General features: G+C 64.2%; 20 protein-coding genes and 1 tRNA gene. 20 read left to right on the top strand and 1 reads right to left on the bottom strand.

Going from position 1 to position 14,132, the window contains the following annotated elements; translation table 11 throughout:
* Window positions 1-2: 2 nt before the first annotated feature.
* The 17 genes from rplX (at window position 3) to rplQ (ending at window position 9,343) form a co-directional block, all read left to right on the top strand.
* On the top strand, window positions 3-338 hold the full coding sequence (gene rplX, locus JS528_RS10015) for a 50S ribosomal protein L24 (protein ID WP_214358912.1): 336 nt from the start codon (window positions 3-5) through the stop codon (window positions 336-338).
* Entirely contained in the window at window positions 335-910 is a 576-nt protein-coding gene (rplE, locus tag JS528_RS10010; protein WP_214358911.1) for a 50S ribosomal protein L5, read from the top strand. The genes rplX and rplE overlap by 4 nt, the downstream gene beginning before the upstream one ends.
* A 1-nt stretch (window position 911) precedes the next feature.
* Window positions 912-1,097, top strand: a complete 186-nt coding sequence (locus tag JS528_RS10005) for a type Z 30S ribosomal protein S14 (RefSeq protein ID WP_003814530.1) — start codon at window positions 912-914, stop codon at window positions 1,095-1,097.
* A gap of 82 nt (window positions 1,098-1,179) precedes the next feature.
* Window positions 1,180-1,578 (top strand): 30S ribosomal protein S8, encoded by a 399-nt coding sequence (gene rpsH, locus JS528_RS10000; protein WP_169080628.1) that lies wholly within the window; start codon window positions 1,180-1,182, stop codon window positions 1,576-1,578.
* A gap of 17 nt (window positions 1,579-1,595) precedes the next feature.
* The gene (gene rplF, locus JS528_RS09995; protein WP_214358910.1) at window positions 1,596-2,135 is read left to right on the top strand and encodes a 50S ribosomal protein L6; all 540 of its coding nucleotides are present in this window, start codon (window positions 1,596-1,598) and stop codon (window positions 2,133-2,135) included.
* A gap of 1 nt (window position 2,136) precedes the next feature.
* Window positions 2,137-2,508 (top strand): 50S ribosomal protein L18, encoded by a 372-nt coding sequence (rplR, locus tag JS528_RS09990; RefSeq protein ID WP_214358909.1) that lies wholly within the window; start codon window positions 2,137-2,139, stop codon window positions 2,506-2,508.
* Window positions 2,505-3,251, top strand: coding sequence for a 30S ribosomal protein S5 (rpsE, locus tag JS528_RS09985; protein ID WP_214358908.1), 747 nt, complete (start codon window positions 2,505-2,507; stop codon window positions 3,249-3,251). Before rplR ends, rpsE begins: the two co-directional genes overlap by 4 nt.
* A 2-nt stretch (window positions 3,252-3,253) precedes the next feature.
* Complete coding sequence (gene rpmD, locus JS528_RS09980) at window positions 3,254-3,439, top strand: 50S ribosomal protein L30 (RefSeq protein WP_214358960.1); 186 nt, start codon at window positions 3,254-3,256, stop codon at window positions 3,437-3,439.
* A 2-nt stretch (window positions 3,440-3,441) separates the two neighbouring features.
* Window positions 3,442-3,894, top strand: a complete 453-nt coding sequence (gene rplO, locus JS528_RS09975; RefSeq protein ID WP_214358907.1) for a 50S ribosomal protein L15 — start codon at window positions 3,442-3,444, stop codon at window positions 3,892-3,894.
* A gap of 371 nt (window positions 3,895-4,265) precedes the next feature.
* On the top strand, window positions 4,266-5,603 hold the full coding sequence (gene secY, locus JS528_RS09970) for a preprotein translocase subunit SecY (RefSeq protein ID WP_214358906.1): 1,338 nt from the start codon (window positions 4,266-4,268) through the stop codon (window positions 5,601-5,603).
* Between the two features lie 8 nt (window positions 5,604-5,611).
* Entirely contained in the window at window positions 5,612-6,178 is a 567-nt protein-coding gene (locus tag JS528_RS09965) for an adenylate kinase (protein ID WP_214358905.1), read from the top strand.
* Window positions 6,179-6,331: 153 nt separating this feature from the next.
* Entirely contained in the window at window positions 6,332-6,550 is a 219-nt protein-coding gene (infA, locus tag JS528_RS09960; RefSeq protein ID WP_004268611.1) for a translation initiation factor IF-1, read from the top strand.
* A 21-nt stretch (window positions 6,551-6,571) separates the two neighbouring features.
* Complete coding sequence (gene rpmJ, locus JS528_RS09955) at window positions 6,572-6,685, top strand: 50S ribosomal protein L36 (RefSeq protein ID WP_043164480.1); 114 nt, start codon at window positions 6,572-6,574, stop codon at window positions 6,683-6,685.
* A 144-nt stretch (window positions 6,686-6,829) separates the two neighbouring features.
* Window positions 6,830-7,207: a 30S ribosomal protein S13 gene (gene rpsM, locus JS528_RS09950; RefSeq protein WP_107042202.1), complete on the top strand. Its 378-nt coding sequence runs from the start codon at window positions 6,830-6,832 to the stop codon at window positions 7,205-7,207.
* A gap of 90 nt (window positions 7,208-7,297) precedes the next feature.
* Window positions 7,298-7,696 carry a 30S ribosomal protein S11 gene (gene rpsK / locus JS528_RS09945; RefSeq protein WP_043164473.1) on the top strand — a complete coding sequence of 133 codons (399 nt, stop codon included), beginning with the start codon at window positions 7,298-7,300 and terminating at the stop codon, window positions 7,694-7,696.
* A 79-nt stretch (window positions 7,697-7,775) separates the two neighbouring features.
* Window positions 7,776-8,774 carry a DNA-directed RNA polymerase subunit alpha gene (locus tag JS528_RS09940; protein ID WP_043164471.1) on the top strand — a complete coding sequence of 333 codons (999 nt, stop codon included), beginning with the start codon at window positions 7,776-7,778 and terminating at the stop codon, window positions 8,772-8,774.
* A 92-nt stretch (window positions 8,775-8,866) separates the two neighbouring features.
* A complete protein-coding gene (gene rplQ, locus JS528_RS09935) occupies window positions 8,867-9,343 on the top strand; it encodes a 50S ribosomal protein L17 (protein WP_214358904.1) in 477 nt (158 codons plus the stop codon).
* 141 nt (window positions 9,344-9,484) lie between these two features.
* On the opposite strand, the gene truA is transcribed toward rplQ, so the two are convergent.
* Window positions 9,485-10,414, bottom strand: coding sequence for a tRNA pseudouridine(38-40) synthase TruA (gene truA, locus JS528_RS09930; RefSeq protein WP_214358903.1), 930 nt, complete (start codon window positions 10,412-10,414; stop codon window positions 9,485-9,487).
* Between the two features lie 258 nt (window positions 10,415-10,672).
* Here truA and JS528_RS09925 point away from each other — a divergent pair, with 258 nt between their 5' ends.
* The 3 genes from JS528_RS09925 (at window position 10,673) to JS528_RS09915 (ending at window position 13,925) form a co-directional block, all read left to right on the top strand.
* The gene (locus tag JS528_RS09925) at window positions 10,673-12,853 is read left to right on the top strand and encodes a circularly permuted type 2 ATP-grasp protein (protein ID WP_214358902.1); all 2,181 of its coding nucleotides are present in this window, start codon (window positions 10,673-10,675) and stop codon (window positions 12,851-12,853) included.
* Between the two features lie 57 nt (window positions 12,854-12,910).
* Complete coding sequence (locus tag JS528_RS09920; RefSeq protein WP_214358901.1) at window positions 12,911-13,711, top strand: transglutaminase family protein; 801 nt, start codon at window positions 12,911-12,913, stop codon at window positions 13,709-13,711.
* 125 nt (window positions 13,712-13,836) lie between these two features.
* Window positions 13,837-13,925 (top strand) — tRNA-Ser (locus tag JS528_RS09915).
* Window positions 13,926-14,132 lie beyond the last annotated feature (207 nt).

Raw genomic sequence — 14,132 nt, 5'->3', positions numbered from 1 at the left:
CAATGGCAGCCAAGATCAAGGCTGGCGACCAGGTGAAGGTCATCCGCGGTAAGGACCGCGGCAAGGAAGGCACCGTCAAGCGCGTGCTGCCCAACGACCGCCTGATCGTCGAAGGCGTTCAGATCGTCAAGAAGCACGTTCGCGCGACCCAGCAGGGCCAGCAGTCCGGCATCGTCTCCACCGAGGCTCCGATCCATCGCTCCAACGTGATGGTCATCGACCCGGAGACCAAGCAGCCGACCCGCGTGGGCATCGTCGTGAAGGAAGAGGCGCGTGACGGCAAGGTCAAGACCGTGCGCGTGCGCGTCGCCAAGAAGTCCGGAAAGGAGCTGGCATGACCGACACCACTACCGTCGAAGCGCCGGCCACCCCGCGCTTGAAGGTGCAGTACAACGAGCAGATCATCCCCGAGCTCGAGAAGGAGTTCAAGTACTCCAACCCGATGCAGGTCGCTCGCGTGCAGAAGGTCGTCGTCTCCATGGGCGTCGGCGCCGCCGCGCGTGACTCCAAGCTCATCGAAGGCGCCGTCAAGGACCTCACCCTGATCACCGGCCAGAAGCCGAAGATCACGAAGGCCAAGAAGTCCGTCGCGCAGTTCCACCTGCGTGAGGGCCAGGCCATCGGTGCGTACGTCACCCTGCGTGGCGATCGCATGTGGGAGTTCCTCGATCGTCTGCTGACGCTGGCTCTGCCGCGTATCCGCGACTTCCGCGGTATCAACGGCCACCAGTTCGATGGTCAGGGCAACTACAACTTCGGCCTCACCGAGCAGTCCATGTTCCACGAGATCGATCCCGATTCCATCGATCACCAGCGCGGTATGGACATCACCGTGGTGACCAGCACCAAGGACGACAAGGAAGCCTACGCGCTGCTCAAGCACCTCGGCTTCCCCTTCAAGGAGAACTGATATGGCAAAAACCGCTCTTAAGAACAAGGCGGCCGGCAAGCCGAAGTTCAAGGTGCGTGCCTACACGCGTTGCCAGGTCTGCGGCCGTCCCCACTCCGTCTACCGTAAGTTCGGCCTGTGCCGCATCTGCCTTCGCGAGAAGGCCCACCGCGGCGAGCTCCCCGGCGTTACGAAGTCCAGTTGGTAAACATCGACGCTGAAGGTCCGCGGCCTTAGCTCCCTCGGGGAGCGGGCGGCGGAAACCACGGCGAGAAAGGGCACTAGCCCACATGACAATGACAGATCCGATCGCAGACATGCTTACGCGTCTGCGTAATGCGAGCGCGGCGAAGCACGAGACCGTGGACATGCCGTACTCGAAGTTCAAGGCGAACATCGCCGAGATCCTCAAGCGCGAAGGCTTTATCAAGGACTTCACCGCGAAGGAGGCCAAGGTCGGTCAGACCCTCGAGGTCACCCTCAAGTACGGCCCCAACGGCGAACGCTCCATCCAGGGCATCAAGCGCATCTCCAAGCCGGGCCTGCGTCGCTACGCCAAGTCCGACTCCCTGCCGATGCCGCTCGGCGGCCTCGGCATCGCCATCATCTCGACCTCGTCGGGACTGCTGACCCAGAAGGAATGCCTCGATCGAGGCATCGGCGGCGAGATCGTCGCCTACGTGTGGTGAGAAAGGAGAGCTGACACATGGCATCGCATATTGGTAAGCTCCCCATCGCCATCCCCGCTGGCGTTGAGGTCACTATCGACGGTCAGAACTTTGCGGCCAAGGGCGCCAAGGGTTCCGACTCCTACGTCCTGCCGGAGGGCATCACCGCTGCCGTCGAGGGCAACGAGATCATCGTTACCGCCGCTGACGACCTGCGCCCGACCCGTGCCAAGCACGGTCTGGCCCGCTCCATCATGGCCGGCATGGTCAAGGGTGTGCACGATGGCTACTCCAAGACCCTTGAGATCGTCGGCACCGGTTACCGCGCCGTCGCCAAGGGCCAGGGCATCGAGTTCTTCCTCGGCTACTCCCACACCATCACCGTCAACCCGCCGGAGGGCATCACCCTCAAGGTGACCGACCCGACCCACGTGGTCGTCGAGGGCACCGACAAGCAGCAGGTTGGCCAGGTCGCCGCGAACATCCGCAAGCTGCGCGCCCCGGAGCCCTACAAGGGCAAGGGTGTGAAGTACGCCGACGAGCATATTCTGCGCAAGGCTGGAAAGGCTGGTAAGTGATATGACCGTCACGATTTTCGGCAAGGGTAAGAAGGTCGCGCGTCTGCGTCGCCACGCCCGCATCCGTAAGCACATCACCGGTACCGCCGAGCGTCCGCGTCTGGTGGTCACCCGCTCCAACCGTCACATGGTCGCCCAGATCGTCGACGACACCCAGGGCAAGACCCTCGTGTCCGCTTCGACCCTGACCGCCGAGTTCGCCGGTTTCGAGGGCACCAAGGTCGAGGCCGCCAAGAAGGTCGGCGAGCTGATCGCCGAGAAGGCCAAGGCCGCTGGTATCGAGGCCGTCGTGTTCGACCGCGGTGGCAACAAGTACACCGGTCGTGTCGCCGCCGTCGCCGAGGGCGCCCGTGAGGGAGGTCTGGCACTGTGAGCGAAGAAATGAAGGAAACCCAAGTGGCTGAAGAGACTCAGAACACTCAGGCTGCTCCGGCTGAAGAGAACAACGCCAACGACGATCGTCGTGGCGGCCGTCGTGGCAGCCGTCGCGGCGAGGGCCGCCGTGGTGAGCGTCGCAACCGTCGCGAAGAGAACAAGGGCGATGAGCTCCTCGATCGCGTCGTGACGATCAACCGCGTGTCCAAGACCCACAAGGGTGGCCGTACGTTCAGCTTCGCCGCCCTCGTGGTGGTCGGCGACGGCAACGGCACCGTGGGTGTCGGCTACGGCAAGTCCCGTGAGGTCCCGGCGGCCATCGCCAAGGGCCAGCTGGACGCCAAGAAGCACATGTTCAGCGTGCCGCGCGTGCGTGGCACCGTCGTCCACCCGGTGATCGGTCACGACGCCGCGGGCACCGTCCTGCTGCGCCCGGCCGCCCCCGGTACCGGCGTTATCGCCGGTGGCCCGGTCCGCGCCGTCATGGAGTGCGCCGGCATCACCGACGTGCTGACCAAGTCCATGGGCTCGCCGACCGCGATCAACATGGTGCGTGCGACCGTCGACGCCCTCAAGCAGCTTGAGGAGCCGGAGGAGATCGCCGCCCGCCGTGGCCTGTCCCTCGAGGAAGTCGCCCCGGACGCCCTGCTCCGTGCCCGCGCTCTCGGCATCGCCGAGGCCCGCAAGGCTCGCGAGGAGGCTCAGGCCGCCAAGGCCGCCGAAGCGAAGGACGGTGAGTGAGTATGGCCAAGAACCTGAAGATTACGCTGCATCACGGTCTCGTGAACCGTAAGCCGAACCAGCGCGCGACCGCCCAGACCCTGGGCCTGCGCAAGATCGGTCAGACGGTCGTCCGTGAGGACACCCCGGCCGTGCGTGGCATGGTGAACGTTCTGCGTCACCTGGTCACTGTCGAGGAGGTCGACTGATTATGGCAGACAACGAAATCCTGCAGATGCACAATCTGAAGCCTGCCCCGGGCGCCAAGAAGGACCGCATCCGTGTCGGTCGTGGTGAAGGCTCCAAGGGTAAGACCTCTGGTCGCGGCTTCAAGGGCCAGACCAAGCGCACGCACGTGCGTCCGGGCTTCGAGGGTGGCCAGCTGCCGCTGTACATGCGCCTCCCGAAGCTCCGTGGCTTCAAGAACCCGTTCAAGACGGAGTTCCAGGTCATCAACATCGCCAAGCTCGCCGAGATCTTCCCGGAGGGCGGCGAGGTGACCGTGGCCGACCTCGTGGCTAAGGGCGCCGTGCGCGCCAACCAGCCGGTGAAGGTCCTCGGCGATGGCGAGACCACCGCCAAGTTCACGCTCAAGGGCGTGAAGGCCTCCGCTTCCGCCAAGGCCAAGATCGAGGCCGCCGGCGGCAGCGTGTCCGAGGACTGATTGACTTCGGTTCCACGGAACATCTGATGTGAGCAATGACCCCCTTGCCTGATTCCGGGCAAGGGGGTCATCTCATGTCCGGCCACGCGGCCCGTACGGCCGCGCGATCACGCGATCGATTCGTTCATCCGCCGGCTCGGGCCGGCACGCCGCATCGGCATCGACGCCGACGGACGACGCGGAACCGTCGTCCGCACCGTTTCCGGACGCCGCGATCGGGGGAACCGCGTCGTTCCCCGTCTCAGGATATGGGGGAGTGCGGGACGGAGGCTGGTGCTTAGTAGGCACGGTAGGCTATGCTGGTGCGCTAGCGTTCAAAACGTGCTTGTATGTGTGTACGCGCCATGGGGCGCGGTATGGGAGGATTTCAGGTGAGGACGTTAATCCAGGCCTTGAAGACGAAGGAACTGAGGAAGAAAATCCTCTTCGTTCTGTTCATCATCATTATCTACCGCATCGGTTCGTTCATCCCCACCCCGGGCGTGGACTACACCGTCGTGCAAAAGTGTGTGGCGACCCTGCAGGGCAGCCAGGAGAACTTCATCGGACTGGTGAACCTCTTCTCCGGCGGCGCCATGCTGCAGCTGTCCATCTTCGCGCTGGGCGTGATGCCGTACATCACGGCATCCATCGTCGTCCAGCTCCTGCGCGTGGTCATCCCGCGCTTCGAGGCCCTGCACAAGGAGGGCCAGTCCGGTGAGGCCAAGCTCACCCAGTACACCCGTTACCTGACCATCGGCCTCGCGGTGCTGCAGTCCACCACCATCCTGGTGACCGCCCGCTCCGGCGCGCTGTTCAACTACGCCTGCTCCCAGGTCATCCCCGACGGCTCCGTGTGGAACCTCGTCGTCATGGTCCTGATCATGACCGGCGGCACCGGCCTGATCATGTGGATGGCCGAGCTCATCACCGACAAGGGCATCGGCCAGGGCATGTCCGTCCTGATCTTCATGTCCATCTGCTCCGGCTTCCTGCCGCAGCTGTGGGAGATCGGCTGGGGCACCAACGGCACCGACGGCGACTGGGGCAAGTTCGCCATCGTCGTCTCCGTCCTCGTCGTCATCCTCATCTTCGTCGACTTCGTCGAGCTGTGCCAGCGCCGCATCCCGGTGCAGTACACCCGCCGCATGATCGGCCGCAAGATGTACGGCGGCTCCTCCACCTACCTGCCGCTGAAGATCAACATGTCCGGCGTCATCCCGCCGATCTTCGCGTCCTCCATTCTGGCCATCCCGACCCTGATCGCGCAGTTCGGCAAGTCCGACCAGAGCTGGGTCAAGTGGATCAACTCCAACCTGGCGAACACCACCAGCATCTGGTACATCGCGCTGTACGCGCTGATGATCGTGTTCTTCTGCTTCTTCTACACCGAGATCACGTTCAACCCGGATGAGACCGCGGACAACATGAAGCAGTACGGCGGCTTCATCCCGGGCATCCGCGCGGGCAACGCCACCAGCCGCTACCTGAGCTACGTCATGAACCGCCTGAACACCGTGGGCGCCGTCTACCTGCTGTTCGTGGCCCTCATCCCGACCGTCCTGATCATGGCTCTCGGCCTCAACACCCAGCTGCCGTTCGGCGGCACCACGATCCTGATCATCGCGGGCGTCGGCCTCGACACCCTGCGTCAGGCCAAGGCCCAGACCGAGCAGTTCCAGTACGCCGGATTCCTGTTTGAAAACACCGACCACGTCGAAGGAAAGTGAGACATAACATGCGTCTTCTCATCATGGGCCCGCAGGGAGTGGGCAAGGGCACCCAGGCCGCGCTGCTCGCCGAGCACTACGGCATCCCGGCGATCTCCACCGGCGACATCTTCCGCGCCAACATCAAGGGCAAGACCGAGCTCGGTCTCAAGGTCATCGCCTACACGGACAAGGGCGAGCTGGTCCCGGACGAGCTCACCAACTCCATCGTCAAGGACCGTCTTGGCCAGGCGGACGCCAAGAACGGCTGGATCCTCGACGGCTACCCGCGCAACGCCTCCCAGGTCGAGGCGCTCGACGCCATGCTCGAGGAGCTCGGCACCCCGCTCGACGCCGTGGTGGCCCTCGACGCCGACCACGACGTGCTGATGGAGCGCATCGCCAAGCGCGCCGTCGAGCAGGGCCGCACCGACGACACGCCGGAGGCCATCGCCAAGCGTCTGGACACCTACGCCAAGGAGACCGCCCCGCTGCTGGACACCTACAAGTCCCGCGGCCAGCTGGTCGCCATCGACGGCGTCGGCGACATCGACGCGATCCAGGCCAACATCGTGGCCGCGCTGGACGCCCGCTGAGCCATAAGGCGGATGGGCCGCTAGCACGTCGCTTTCGGGAACCGGACGTACGACACGCCAATGCGTCGTACGTCCGGTTCTTGTGTATCCTAGTAACTTGGTGTGTCTTCGGATACACACATGTAATGCAACCGAGGAGTGGAAGCGGGAGTAATGGCAAAAGACGGTGTGATTGAAGTCGAAGGTAGGGTTGTCGAAGCGCTGCCGAACGCGATGTTCCGCGTTGAACTCGAGAACAAGCACATCGTGCTCGCCACCATCTCCGGCAAGATGCGGAAGAACTACATCCGCATCCTTCCCCAGGATCGCGTGGTGCTCGAAATGAGCCCGTACGATCTCAACCGCGGTCGTATTACGTACCGCTACAAGTAAAGGTACAAGCAAAGGAAAACCATGAAGGTCAGCCCTAGTGTGAAGAGGATCTGCGAGAACTGCCGCGTGATCCGTCGTCACGGCCGCGTCATGGTGATCTGCTCCAACCCGCGCCACAAGCAGCGTCAGGGCTGAGAGAAGATTCTCCAGCGGCATATCATCAGGCACTCATTCACAGCGCTTCCCGCAAGGGAACGACGCTGAACCACGGGTACGTAGGCCCGTGCCGGGGAACCGGACGAGTGGGTGCAAGACCTACGTCAACAAGAAGGAATCGCAATGGCACGTCTTGCCGGAGTCGACATCCCCAATGAGAAGCGCATCGAGATCGCCCTCACCTACATTTTCGGTGTGGGTCGCACTCGTGCCAAGGAAACGCTTGCCGCGACCGGTATCAACCCGGACATCCGCGTCAAGGATCTTACCGACGAGCAGCTGATCACGCTGCGTGACTACCTCGAGGCCAACTACAAGATCGAGGGCGACCTGCGCCGTGAAATCGACGCGGACATCCGTCGCAAGATTCAGATCAACTGCTACCAAGGCCTGCGTCACCGTAAGGGACTTCCCGTGCGCGGTCAGCGCACCAAGACCAACGCCCGTACCCGCAAGGGCCCGAAGCGCACGGTCGCCGGAAAGAAGAAGGCCACCAAGTAGTAGGTGGCTCCGATTCGGGCCACGGGGTCGCACCCATCGCCCGAATCACCATTTCACAACAATAAGTTCGTTACAAGGAAACGAGGGTCAATGGCAGCGCCTAAGCAAGCCGCTCGTAAGCCCCGTCGTCGTGATCGCAAGTCGATCCCGGTCGGCCAGGCTCACATCAAGTCCACTTTCAACAACACGATCATCTCGATCACCGATCCGTCCGGCGCCGTGGTGTCCTGGGCCTCCGGTGGCGATGTCGGTTTCAAGGGCTCCCGTAAGTCCACGCCGTACGCCGCTGGCATGGCCGCCGAGTCCGCCGCTCGCAAGGCGATGGAGCACGGCCTGAAGAAGGTTGACGTTTTCGTGAAGGGCCCGGGTTCCGGTCGTGAGACCGCCATCCGCTCCCTGCAGTCCGCCGGCCTCGAAGTCGGTTCCATCACCGACGTCACCCCGCAAGCGCATAACGGCGTTCGTCCCCCGAAGCGTCGTCGCGTCTGAGCACTACTAGACAATATTCATCCAACCCGCTTATGGCCCGGTGAGTGCACCACCGGTCAGAAGCTGAAAGGATACCACAGTGCTTATTGCACAGCGTCCGACTCTTACCGAGGAATCGCTGACCCCTCAGCGTTCTCGCTTCACCATCGAGCCGCTCGAACCGGGCTTCGGCTACACGCTTGGCAACTCGCTGCGTCGAACCCTGCTGAGCTCGATCCCGGGTGCCGCTGTGACGTCGGTGCGTATCTCCGGTGCCCTGCATGAGTTCACCACTCTGCCGGGCGTCCAGGAGGACGTCACCGAGATTCTGCTCAACGTCAAGGGCATCGTGCTCACCAGCGAGTACGACGAACCTGTCGTGATGTACCTGCGCAAGAGCGGTAAGGGCGAGGTCACCGCTGGTGACATCACCCCGCCCGCCGGCGTGACCATCGCCAATCCGGACATGCACATCGCCACCCTCGCCGAGGACGGCGAACTCGAGATCGAGTTCACCGTCGAGCGCGGCCGTGGCTACGTGCCGGCGGCGATGAACAAGCAGGACACCGATGAGATCGGCCGCATCCCGGTCGATTCCATCTATTCCCCTGTGCTCAAGGTGAGCTACAAGGTCGAGGCGACGCGCGTCGAACAGCGCACCGACTTCGACAAGCTCATCCTGGACGTGGAGACCAAGCCGGCCATCTCCCCGCGCGACGCGGTGGCTTCCGCCGGTTCCACCCTGGTGGAGCTCTTCGGCCTGTGCCGTGAGCTCAACACCCAGGCCGAAGGCGTCGAGGTCGGCCCCGCCCCCGTGGTGGAGGAGTCCAACCCCGAACTCGCCGTGCCGATCGAGGACCTGAACCTCACGCAGCGCAGCTACAACTGCCTCAAGCGCGAGGGCATCCACACCATCGGCGAGCTGGTCTCCCACACTGAGCAGGATCTGCTCGATATCCGCAATTTCGGTATGAAGTCCATTGACGAGGTCAAGGAGAAGCTCCAGTCTCTGGGCATGTCTCTCAAGGCTTCCCCGCTCGGTGGCTTCGACACCAACAATCTCGAAGGCGGCACCTTCTTCTCGCCTGAAGACGAGTGAGAACCCGTTAGCCGCAGTTCGACCAACCGCAGGACCGGTTCGGACGTTCGGGCCTCTGCCCACCTGAACCGGCCCTAGCAAAAGGAGTTACTATGCCCACACCCAAGAAGGGCCCGCGTCTGGCCTCCAGCCCGGCGCACGAGCGTCTGATGCTCGCGAACATGGCCACCAGCCTGTTCCAGAACGGCCGCATCGTCACCACGCTGCCGAAGGCCAAGCGCCTTCGTCCGCTGGCCGAGCGCCTGATCACCTTCGCCAAGCGCGGTGATCTGCACTCCCGCCGTCGCGTGATGCGCGTCATCCGCAACAAGTCCGTCGTGCACGTGCTGTTCACCCAGATCGCCGAGCAGATGGAGCAGCGTGAGGGTGGCTACACCCGCATCGTGAAGATCGCCCCGCGCAAGGGCGATTCCGCTCCGGCCGCCATCATCGAGCTCGTCACCGAGCCGGTGGCCAAGAAGGCCGTCGTGAAGGAAGCCGAGGCCGCGACCAAGGTCGAGGCTCCGGTCGAGGAGGCTCCGGCCACCGAGGCTCCGGCCGAGGAGACCGCCGCCGAGCAGGCCGAGTGAGTCACTCGCTGACTTCACAGCCGACAACGCGCTGAAAAAGGACCGAAATCCGCGTCATACGGATTTCGGTCCTTTTCGTATGCGCGTATGCGCGTATGCCCCGCGCCGTTGCTCCCGTGGTGCGGCCGGCCTACGGGCGCCTCACGGCAGGGTGCGCACGGCGCGGATCGCCTCGGCGCGCGCGGCGAGCTCACCGTCCGGCGGATAGGCGACGTGCTCGAGCGTGAGCCCCTGAGGGGCGATCGGCCCGGTCGAGCCCTCGCGCTTCGGCACGGCCATCTTCCCGGCGAACCAGTCGAGATCCCGCTTGCCGATGCCGACCGCGACGCACGCATTGACGAGCGAGCGCACCATGTTGCGCGCGAACGCGTCGGCCACGATCGTGAAGCAGACGAGACCGGACTCCAACGTCGGCGTGACGTAGCCGGAGTCCGGGGCGTCGGCGCCGCCGGTGGGCGTCAACGGCCGTGCGGGCACACGCGTCCAGAATGCGCGCTTGACCTCGCGGATCGTCGTGCCTCCCGGATTCGGCGTCGCGAACGAGCCGAAGTCGTGCAGACCGAGCGTCATCGCCGCCGCCCGGTTCATCGCGTCGAGATCGAGCGTATCGTCGATGTGCAGCACGCAGCCGCGCAGCCTCGGGTCGACCTCGCTCGACCGGTCCGCGATCCGGTAGACGTACGTGCGCTCCAGCGCGGAGAATCGGGCGTCGAAGCCATCCGGCGCGACCGATACGCGGTGGATGGTGATGTCCGTCGGCAGCAGTCGCTGCAGACGATGCTCGAGCGCGGTGACCGCCGGCACCCGCATATGCCCGACGGCGCGTTCCAACGTCGACGCCGTCACGTCGAGGTGACAGACCTGATGGCTGGCATGGACGCCCGTGTCGGTCCGCCCGGCGACGACGAGGCGCAGCGGCTCGTCCGGATCGTGCTCGTCCACGCGCAGCAGCCTGTGCAGCGCCGCCTCGATGGTGCCCTGCACGGTGCGGATATCGGGTTGCGTCGCCCAGCCGTAGAAGGCGCCGCCGTCGTATGCCAGGTCGATACGTAGTCGTGTCATAGCCGTCATAGCCATCGAGAGTATACGGGCAGGGCGATCACGCGGCGTGGGGCCGGTACTACCCTCGCGCCGTGCCGTCGGCCGCGACCGCACGAAACCGACACGCGGCGGCGGTGACGCGTTCGTAACATTCCCGCGCATTTGCCGAAACGGGTCCCGCATACGTTTATACGACGTATTGACGTGTAGGCATCCCGGAACGCAACGTCCCGGGCCGTGCCGGCCAGGCGGGCCGGGCGCGGGTGGATACATCAAGGAAGTGACGCGATGATCGAATCGGCGGCGCAAAGACTGGCGGCGGAATTGGTGGAGCGGCGTGAGGGCATCAACCGCGAACTGAGCCGCAACGGCGTGCGCTTCGGCGTGTACAAGAACGGCGAATACCACGATCGGCTGTTTCCCTACGATCCGATCCCGCGCATCATCGAGTCCGACGAGTTCGATCGTCTCGAGGCCGGACTGAAGCAGCGCGTCAACGCGCTGAACGCCTATCTGAAGGACATCTACTCGGAGAAGAACATCATCCATGACGGCGTCGTGCCCGAGGAGTTCGTCTACACGTCCGCCGGCTACTATCCGCAGGTCAACGGCGTCACGCCCCCGGCCGGCGTGTTCGCGCACATCGCCGGCGAGGATCTCGTCCAGGGCGAGGACGGACGCTGGTGGGTGCTCGAGGACAACCTGCGCATCCCGTCCGGCGCCAGCTACCCGCTGTTCGCCCGCGACATCGAGCGCCGCACCAACCCGCGACTGTTCCGCGAGGTGCGCGTGCGCGACAACCGCGACTATCCGCGTCTGCTGCGCAAGGCCATGGACTTCGTCTCCACCGAGGGCATCGCCGTGGTGCTGACTCCGGGACGCTACAACTCCGCGTTCTTCGAACACGCGTACCTCGCCGAGAAGACCGGTGCGACGCTCGCCTTCCCGGAGGACCTCGAGGTCGTCGAGAACAAGCTGTTCTTCCTCGACTACGCCGGCAACCGCCATCGCGTGGGCGTCGTCTACCGCCGTCTCGCCGACGACTACCTCGATCCGTTCGCCTTCAACCCCGACTCCGTGATCGGCGTGCCCGGACTGCTGTCCGCGTACCGCGCCGGCAACGTGGCCATCGTCAACGCGCCGGGCAACGGCGCCGCCGACGACAAGGCGATCTACTACTTCGTACCCCAGATGATCAAGTACTATCTGGGCGAGGAGCCGATCCTGCATAACGCGCCCACCTACATGCCGATGTTCGAACAGGACCGCAAGGAGGTCCTGAGCCGCATGGACGAGCTCGTCATCAAGGATGTGGCCGAGGCCGGCGGCTACGGCGTGGTGTTCGGCCGCGACCTCGACAGGGACAAGCGCGAGGAGCTCGCCGACCGCATCAAGACCGATCCCCGCCGCTTCATCGCGCAGGAGATCATCCAGTTCCGCGACATCGACGTGGTCGACCCCGACACCGGCGAACGCAGCCCGCGCAAGGCCGACCTGCGCGCCTTCGTCGTCACCGGCCAGAACACGCACGTGTGGTATTCGGGCCTGACCCGCTACTCGTCGGTGCCCGGCCAGATGATCGTCAACTCCTCCCAGGGCGGCGGCTTCAAGGACACGTGGGTGCTCGCGCCCAAGGACCGGGTGATCCCGAACCACGGCGAGGAGATCGAGTCGGTCAACCTCATGCCGCACGCGCGCAAGCACTCGCTGCAGCTGGTCACCGCCTCCAAGGCCGACAACCTGTACTGGCTGGGCCGCTACACCGAGCGCGCGTTCACCACGCTGGTCCAGTTCTACCCGTTCTACGACCGCGTGATGGACGACAACCCGGACGCCTTCCGCCCGTTCGCCCGCGCGCTCGACCTGCCGGAGGACTTCGAGGACTTCGACACGTTCATCCACTCATTCCTCTACGACAGCACCAACCCCGATTCGGTGCGCTCCGCCATCGTCTCCGCGTTCAACAACGCGGTGGTCCTGCGCCCGGAGCTGTCGTCGCGTCTGCTGCAGTACGTCGAGCTGGCGGTGACGAACATCACCAGCGCCGCCGAGGCGTCCGCCGATTCGTCCGACATCTACGCCCAGCGCGACATCGCCGACGACATGCTCGCCTTCTGGGGCGGCATCGAGAACTCCGCCACGGACATGACGCTCAAGGCGTTCATCTTCATCGGCAAGTACATCGAGCGCCTCGACCTGTACACCAGATTCGGCATGCCCGTCGAGGAGATGGATGCGCCGTTCAGGAAGCTCAGCTCCTATTCGCACGCGCTGGACGGCATGCCGCTGCCGCAGTGCTTCGCCGAGGGCATCGGCTGGCTGCTGGGCCAGCTGCCGCAGCGCGGCTACCCGGAGTTGACGGCACGTCTGCAGGAGTTCCTCGACGACTTCGGCAGACGTTCGATCACCGGCGACCGCAAGGACCCGGGATCGTTCAGCGCGATGAACATGGACGCCCGCCGGCCGTGACTGGTCAAGCTGGTAAGGTGGAATGAGGTTTAAGTCACATCTTACGGAGCCTGATTCATGAAAAAACTGGTGTTTGACTACGAGATGAAGCTCAGCTTCAGCTCGCCCGTCACCGACCACCGTTTCCAGCTGCGGTGCATCCCGGCCACCGGCCCGCGTCAGCAGGTCGTCGACGTCGAGATCGACATCGAGCCGGACGTCGAGCTGGAGACCACCATCGACTCCTTCGATTCGGTGGTGAAGACCGGTTTCATCCCCGAGCCGCACGATGTGTTCAACTACAAGGTCACCGGCATCGCGTTCGTCGACAACGAACACATCAAGACGGAGATCTACAAGCCGCTGTACCGCTTCGATTCGGCCCTGACGATCCCGGGGCCGGCCGTGGAGGCGCTGACCGACATCTGCCGTCGGCGCCTCGACAGGCTGCCCGAGGACGCCACGCCGATCGACAAGGCGCGCGAGATCATGGACGAGGTGTACAAGGCGTTCGTCTACACGCCGGGCTCCACCACCATCCGCACCACCGCCGAGCAGGCGCTCGCCCAGCGCAAGGGCGTGTGCCAGGACTACGCGCACGTGATGCTGTCGGTGTGCCGCCACTGCGGTCTGATCGCCCGCTACATCGCCGGCCTTCTGGGCGGGGAAGGCGCCACGCACGCGTGGGTGGAGATCTATCAGGGGCACCGCTGGATCGGTCTCGATCCCACGCACAACCGCATGGTCGACGACAACTACATCACCATCGCCCACGGGCGCGACTACCGCGACTGCATGCTCGACATCGGCATCTTCTCCGGATACAACGTCGAACAGCACCAGTGGGTCAACGCCTCCGTCCACGAGCAGGCGCTGTAGGGGAGACCCCCGCGACGGGCCCTCGTCGGCGGCCGACGCCGGAGCTTGCCCTCCCGCGACGCGCCCGACTTGCACGCGGCGAACATAGGCTTATAATGAACAGGTTGCGTTTTCACGCAGCGCATGGATGAATGTCCGAGCGGTCTAAGGAGCACGCCTCGAAAGCGTGTGAGGGCAACCCCCTCCGCGAGTTCGAATCTCGCTTCATCCGCCATCAGGGGTTCCAGTCAGCTGACTGGAACCCCTTTTGGGGTTATAGGCCAAAATGTGTGTCTGAGGGTTTAGTCGTTTGATGGGGGTTATAGGCCAAAATGTGTGTCTGAGGGTTTAGTCGTTTGATGGCCATTCGACGCGGGTGTGGAAGTCGTTCCAGTCGATGCCGGTGCCGTATCTCATGGGGATGCCGAACGTCTCGTGCATG

The organism is Bifidobacterium santillanense (assembly GCF_018555385.1).
Classification (GTDB): Bacteria; Actinomycetota; Actinomycetes; order Actinomycetales; family Bifidobacteriaceae; genus Bifidobacterium; species Bifidobacterium santillanense.
Note: the sequence above shows the minus strand (reverse complement) of the source record. Positions and strands in the feature narration are given on the sequence as shown.

Excerpts from the sequence above, each read along its gene's own strand:
- rplX (WP_214358912.1), top strand. The coding sequence starts at position 3 with ATGGCAGCCAAGATCAAGGCTGGCGACCAGGTGAAGGTCATCCGCGGT.
- rplE (WP_214358911.1), top strand. The coding sequence starts at position 335 with ATGACCGACACCACTACCGTCGAAGCGCCGGCCACCCCGCGCTTGAAG.
- JS528_RS10005 (WP_003814530.1), top strand. The coding sequence starts at position 912 with ATGGCAAAAACCGCTCTTAAGAACAAGGCGGCCGGCAAGCCGAAGTTC.
- rpsH (WP_169080628.1), top strand. The coding sequence starts at position 1,180 with ATGACAATGACAGATCCGATCGCAGACATGCTTACGCGTCTGCGTAAT.
- rplF (WP_214358910.1), top strand. The coding sequence starts at position 1,596 with ATGGCATCGCATATTGGTAAGCTCCCCATCGCCATCCCCGCTGGCGTT.
- rplR (WP_214358909.1), top strand. The coding sequence starts at position 2,137 with ATGACCGTCACGATTTTCGGCAAGGGTAAGAAGGTCGCGCGTCTGCGT.
- rpmD (WP_214358960.1), top strand. The coding sequence starts at position 3,254 with ATGGCCAAGAACCTGAAGATTACGCTGCATCACGGTCTCGTGAACCGT.
- rplO (WP_214358907.1), top strand. The coding sequence starts at position 3,442 with ATGGCAGACAACGAAATCCTGCAGATGCACAATCTGAAGCCTGCCCCG.
- JS528_RS09965 (WP_214358905.1), top strand. The coding sequence starts at position 5,612 with ATGCGTCTTCTCATCATGGGCCCGCAGGGAGTGGGCAAGGGCACCCAG.
- infA (WP_004268611.1), top strand. The coding sequence starts at position 6,332 with ATGGCAAAAGACGGTGTGATTGAAGTCGAAGGTAGGGTTGTCGAAGCG.
- rpmJ (WP_043164480.1), top strand. The coding sequence starts at position 6,572 with ATGAAGGTCAGCCCTAGTGTGAAGAGGATCTGCGAGAACTGCCGCGTG.
- rpsM (WP_107042202.1), top strand. The coding sequence starts at position 6,830 with ATGGCACGTCTTGCCGGAGTCGACATCCCCAATGAGAAGCGCATCGAG.
- rpsK (WP_043164473.1), top strand. The coding sequence starts at position 7,298 with ATGGCAGCGCCTAAGCAAGCCGCTCGTAAGCCCCGTCGTCGTGATCGC.
- rplQ (WP_214358904.1), top strand. The coding sequence starts at position 8,867 with ATGCCCACACCCAAGAAGGGCCCGCGTCTGGCCTCCAGCCCGGCGCAC.
- truA (WP_214358903.1), bottom strand. The coding sequence starts at position 10,414 with ATGACGGCTATGACACGACTACGTATCGACCTGGCATACGACGGCGGC.
- JS528_RS09925 (WP_214358902.1), top strand. The coding sequence starts at position 10,673 with ATGATCGAATCGGCGGCGCAAAGACTGGCGGCGGAATTGGTGGAGCGG.
- JS528_RS09920 (WP_214358901.1), top strand. The coding sequence starts at position 12,911 with ATGAAAAAACTGGTGTTTGACTACGAGATGAAGCTCAGCTTCAGCTCG.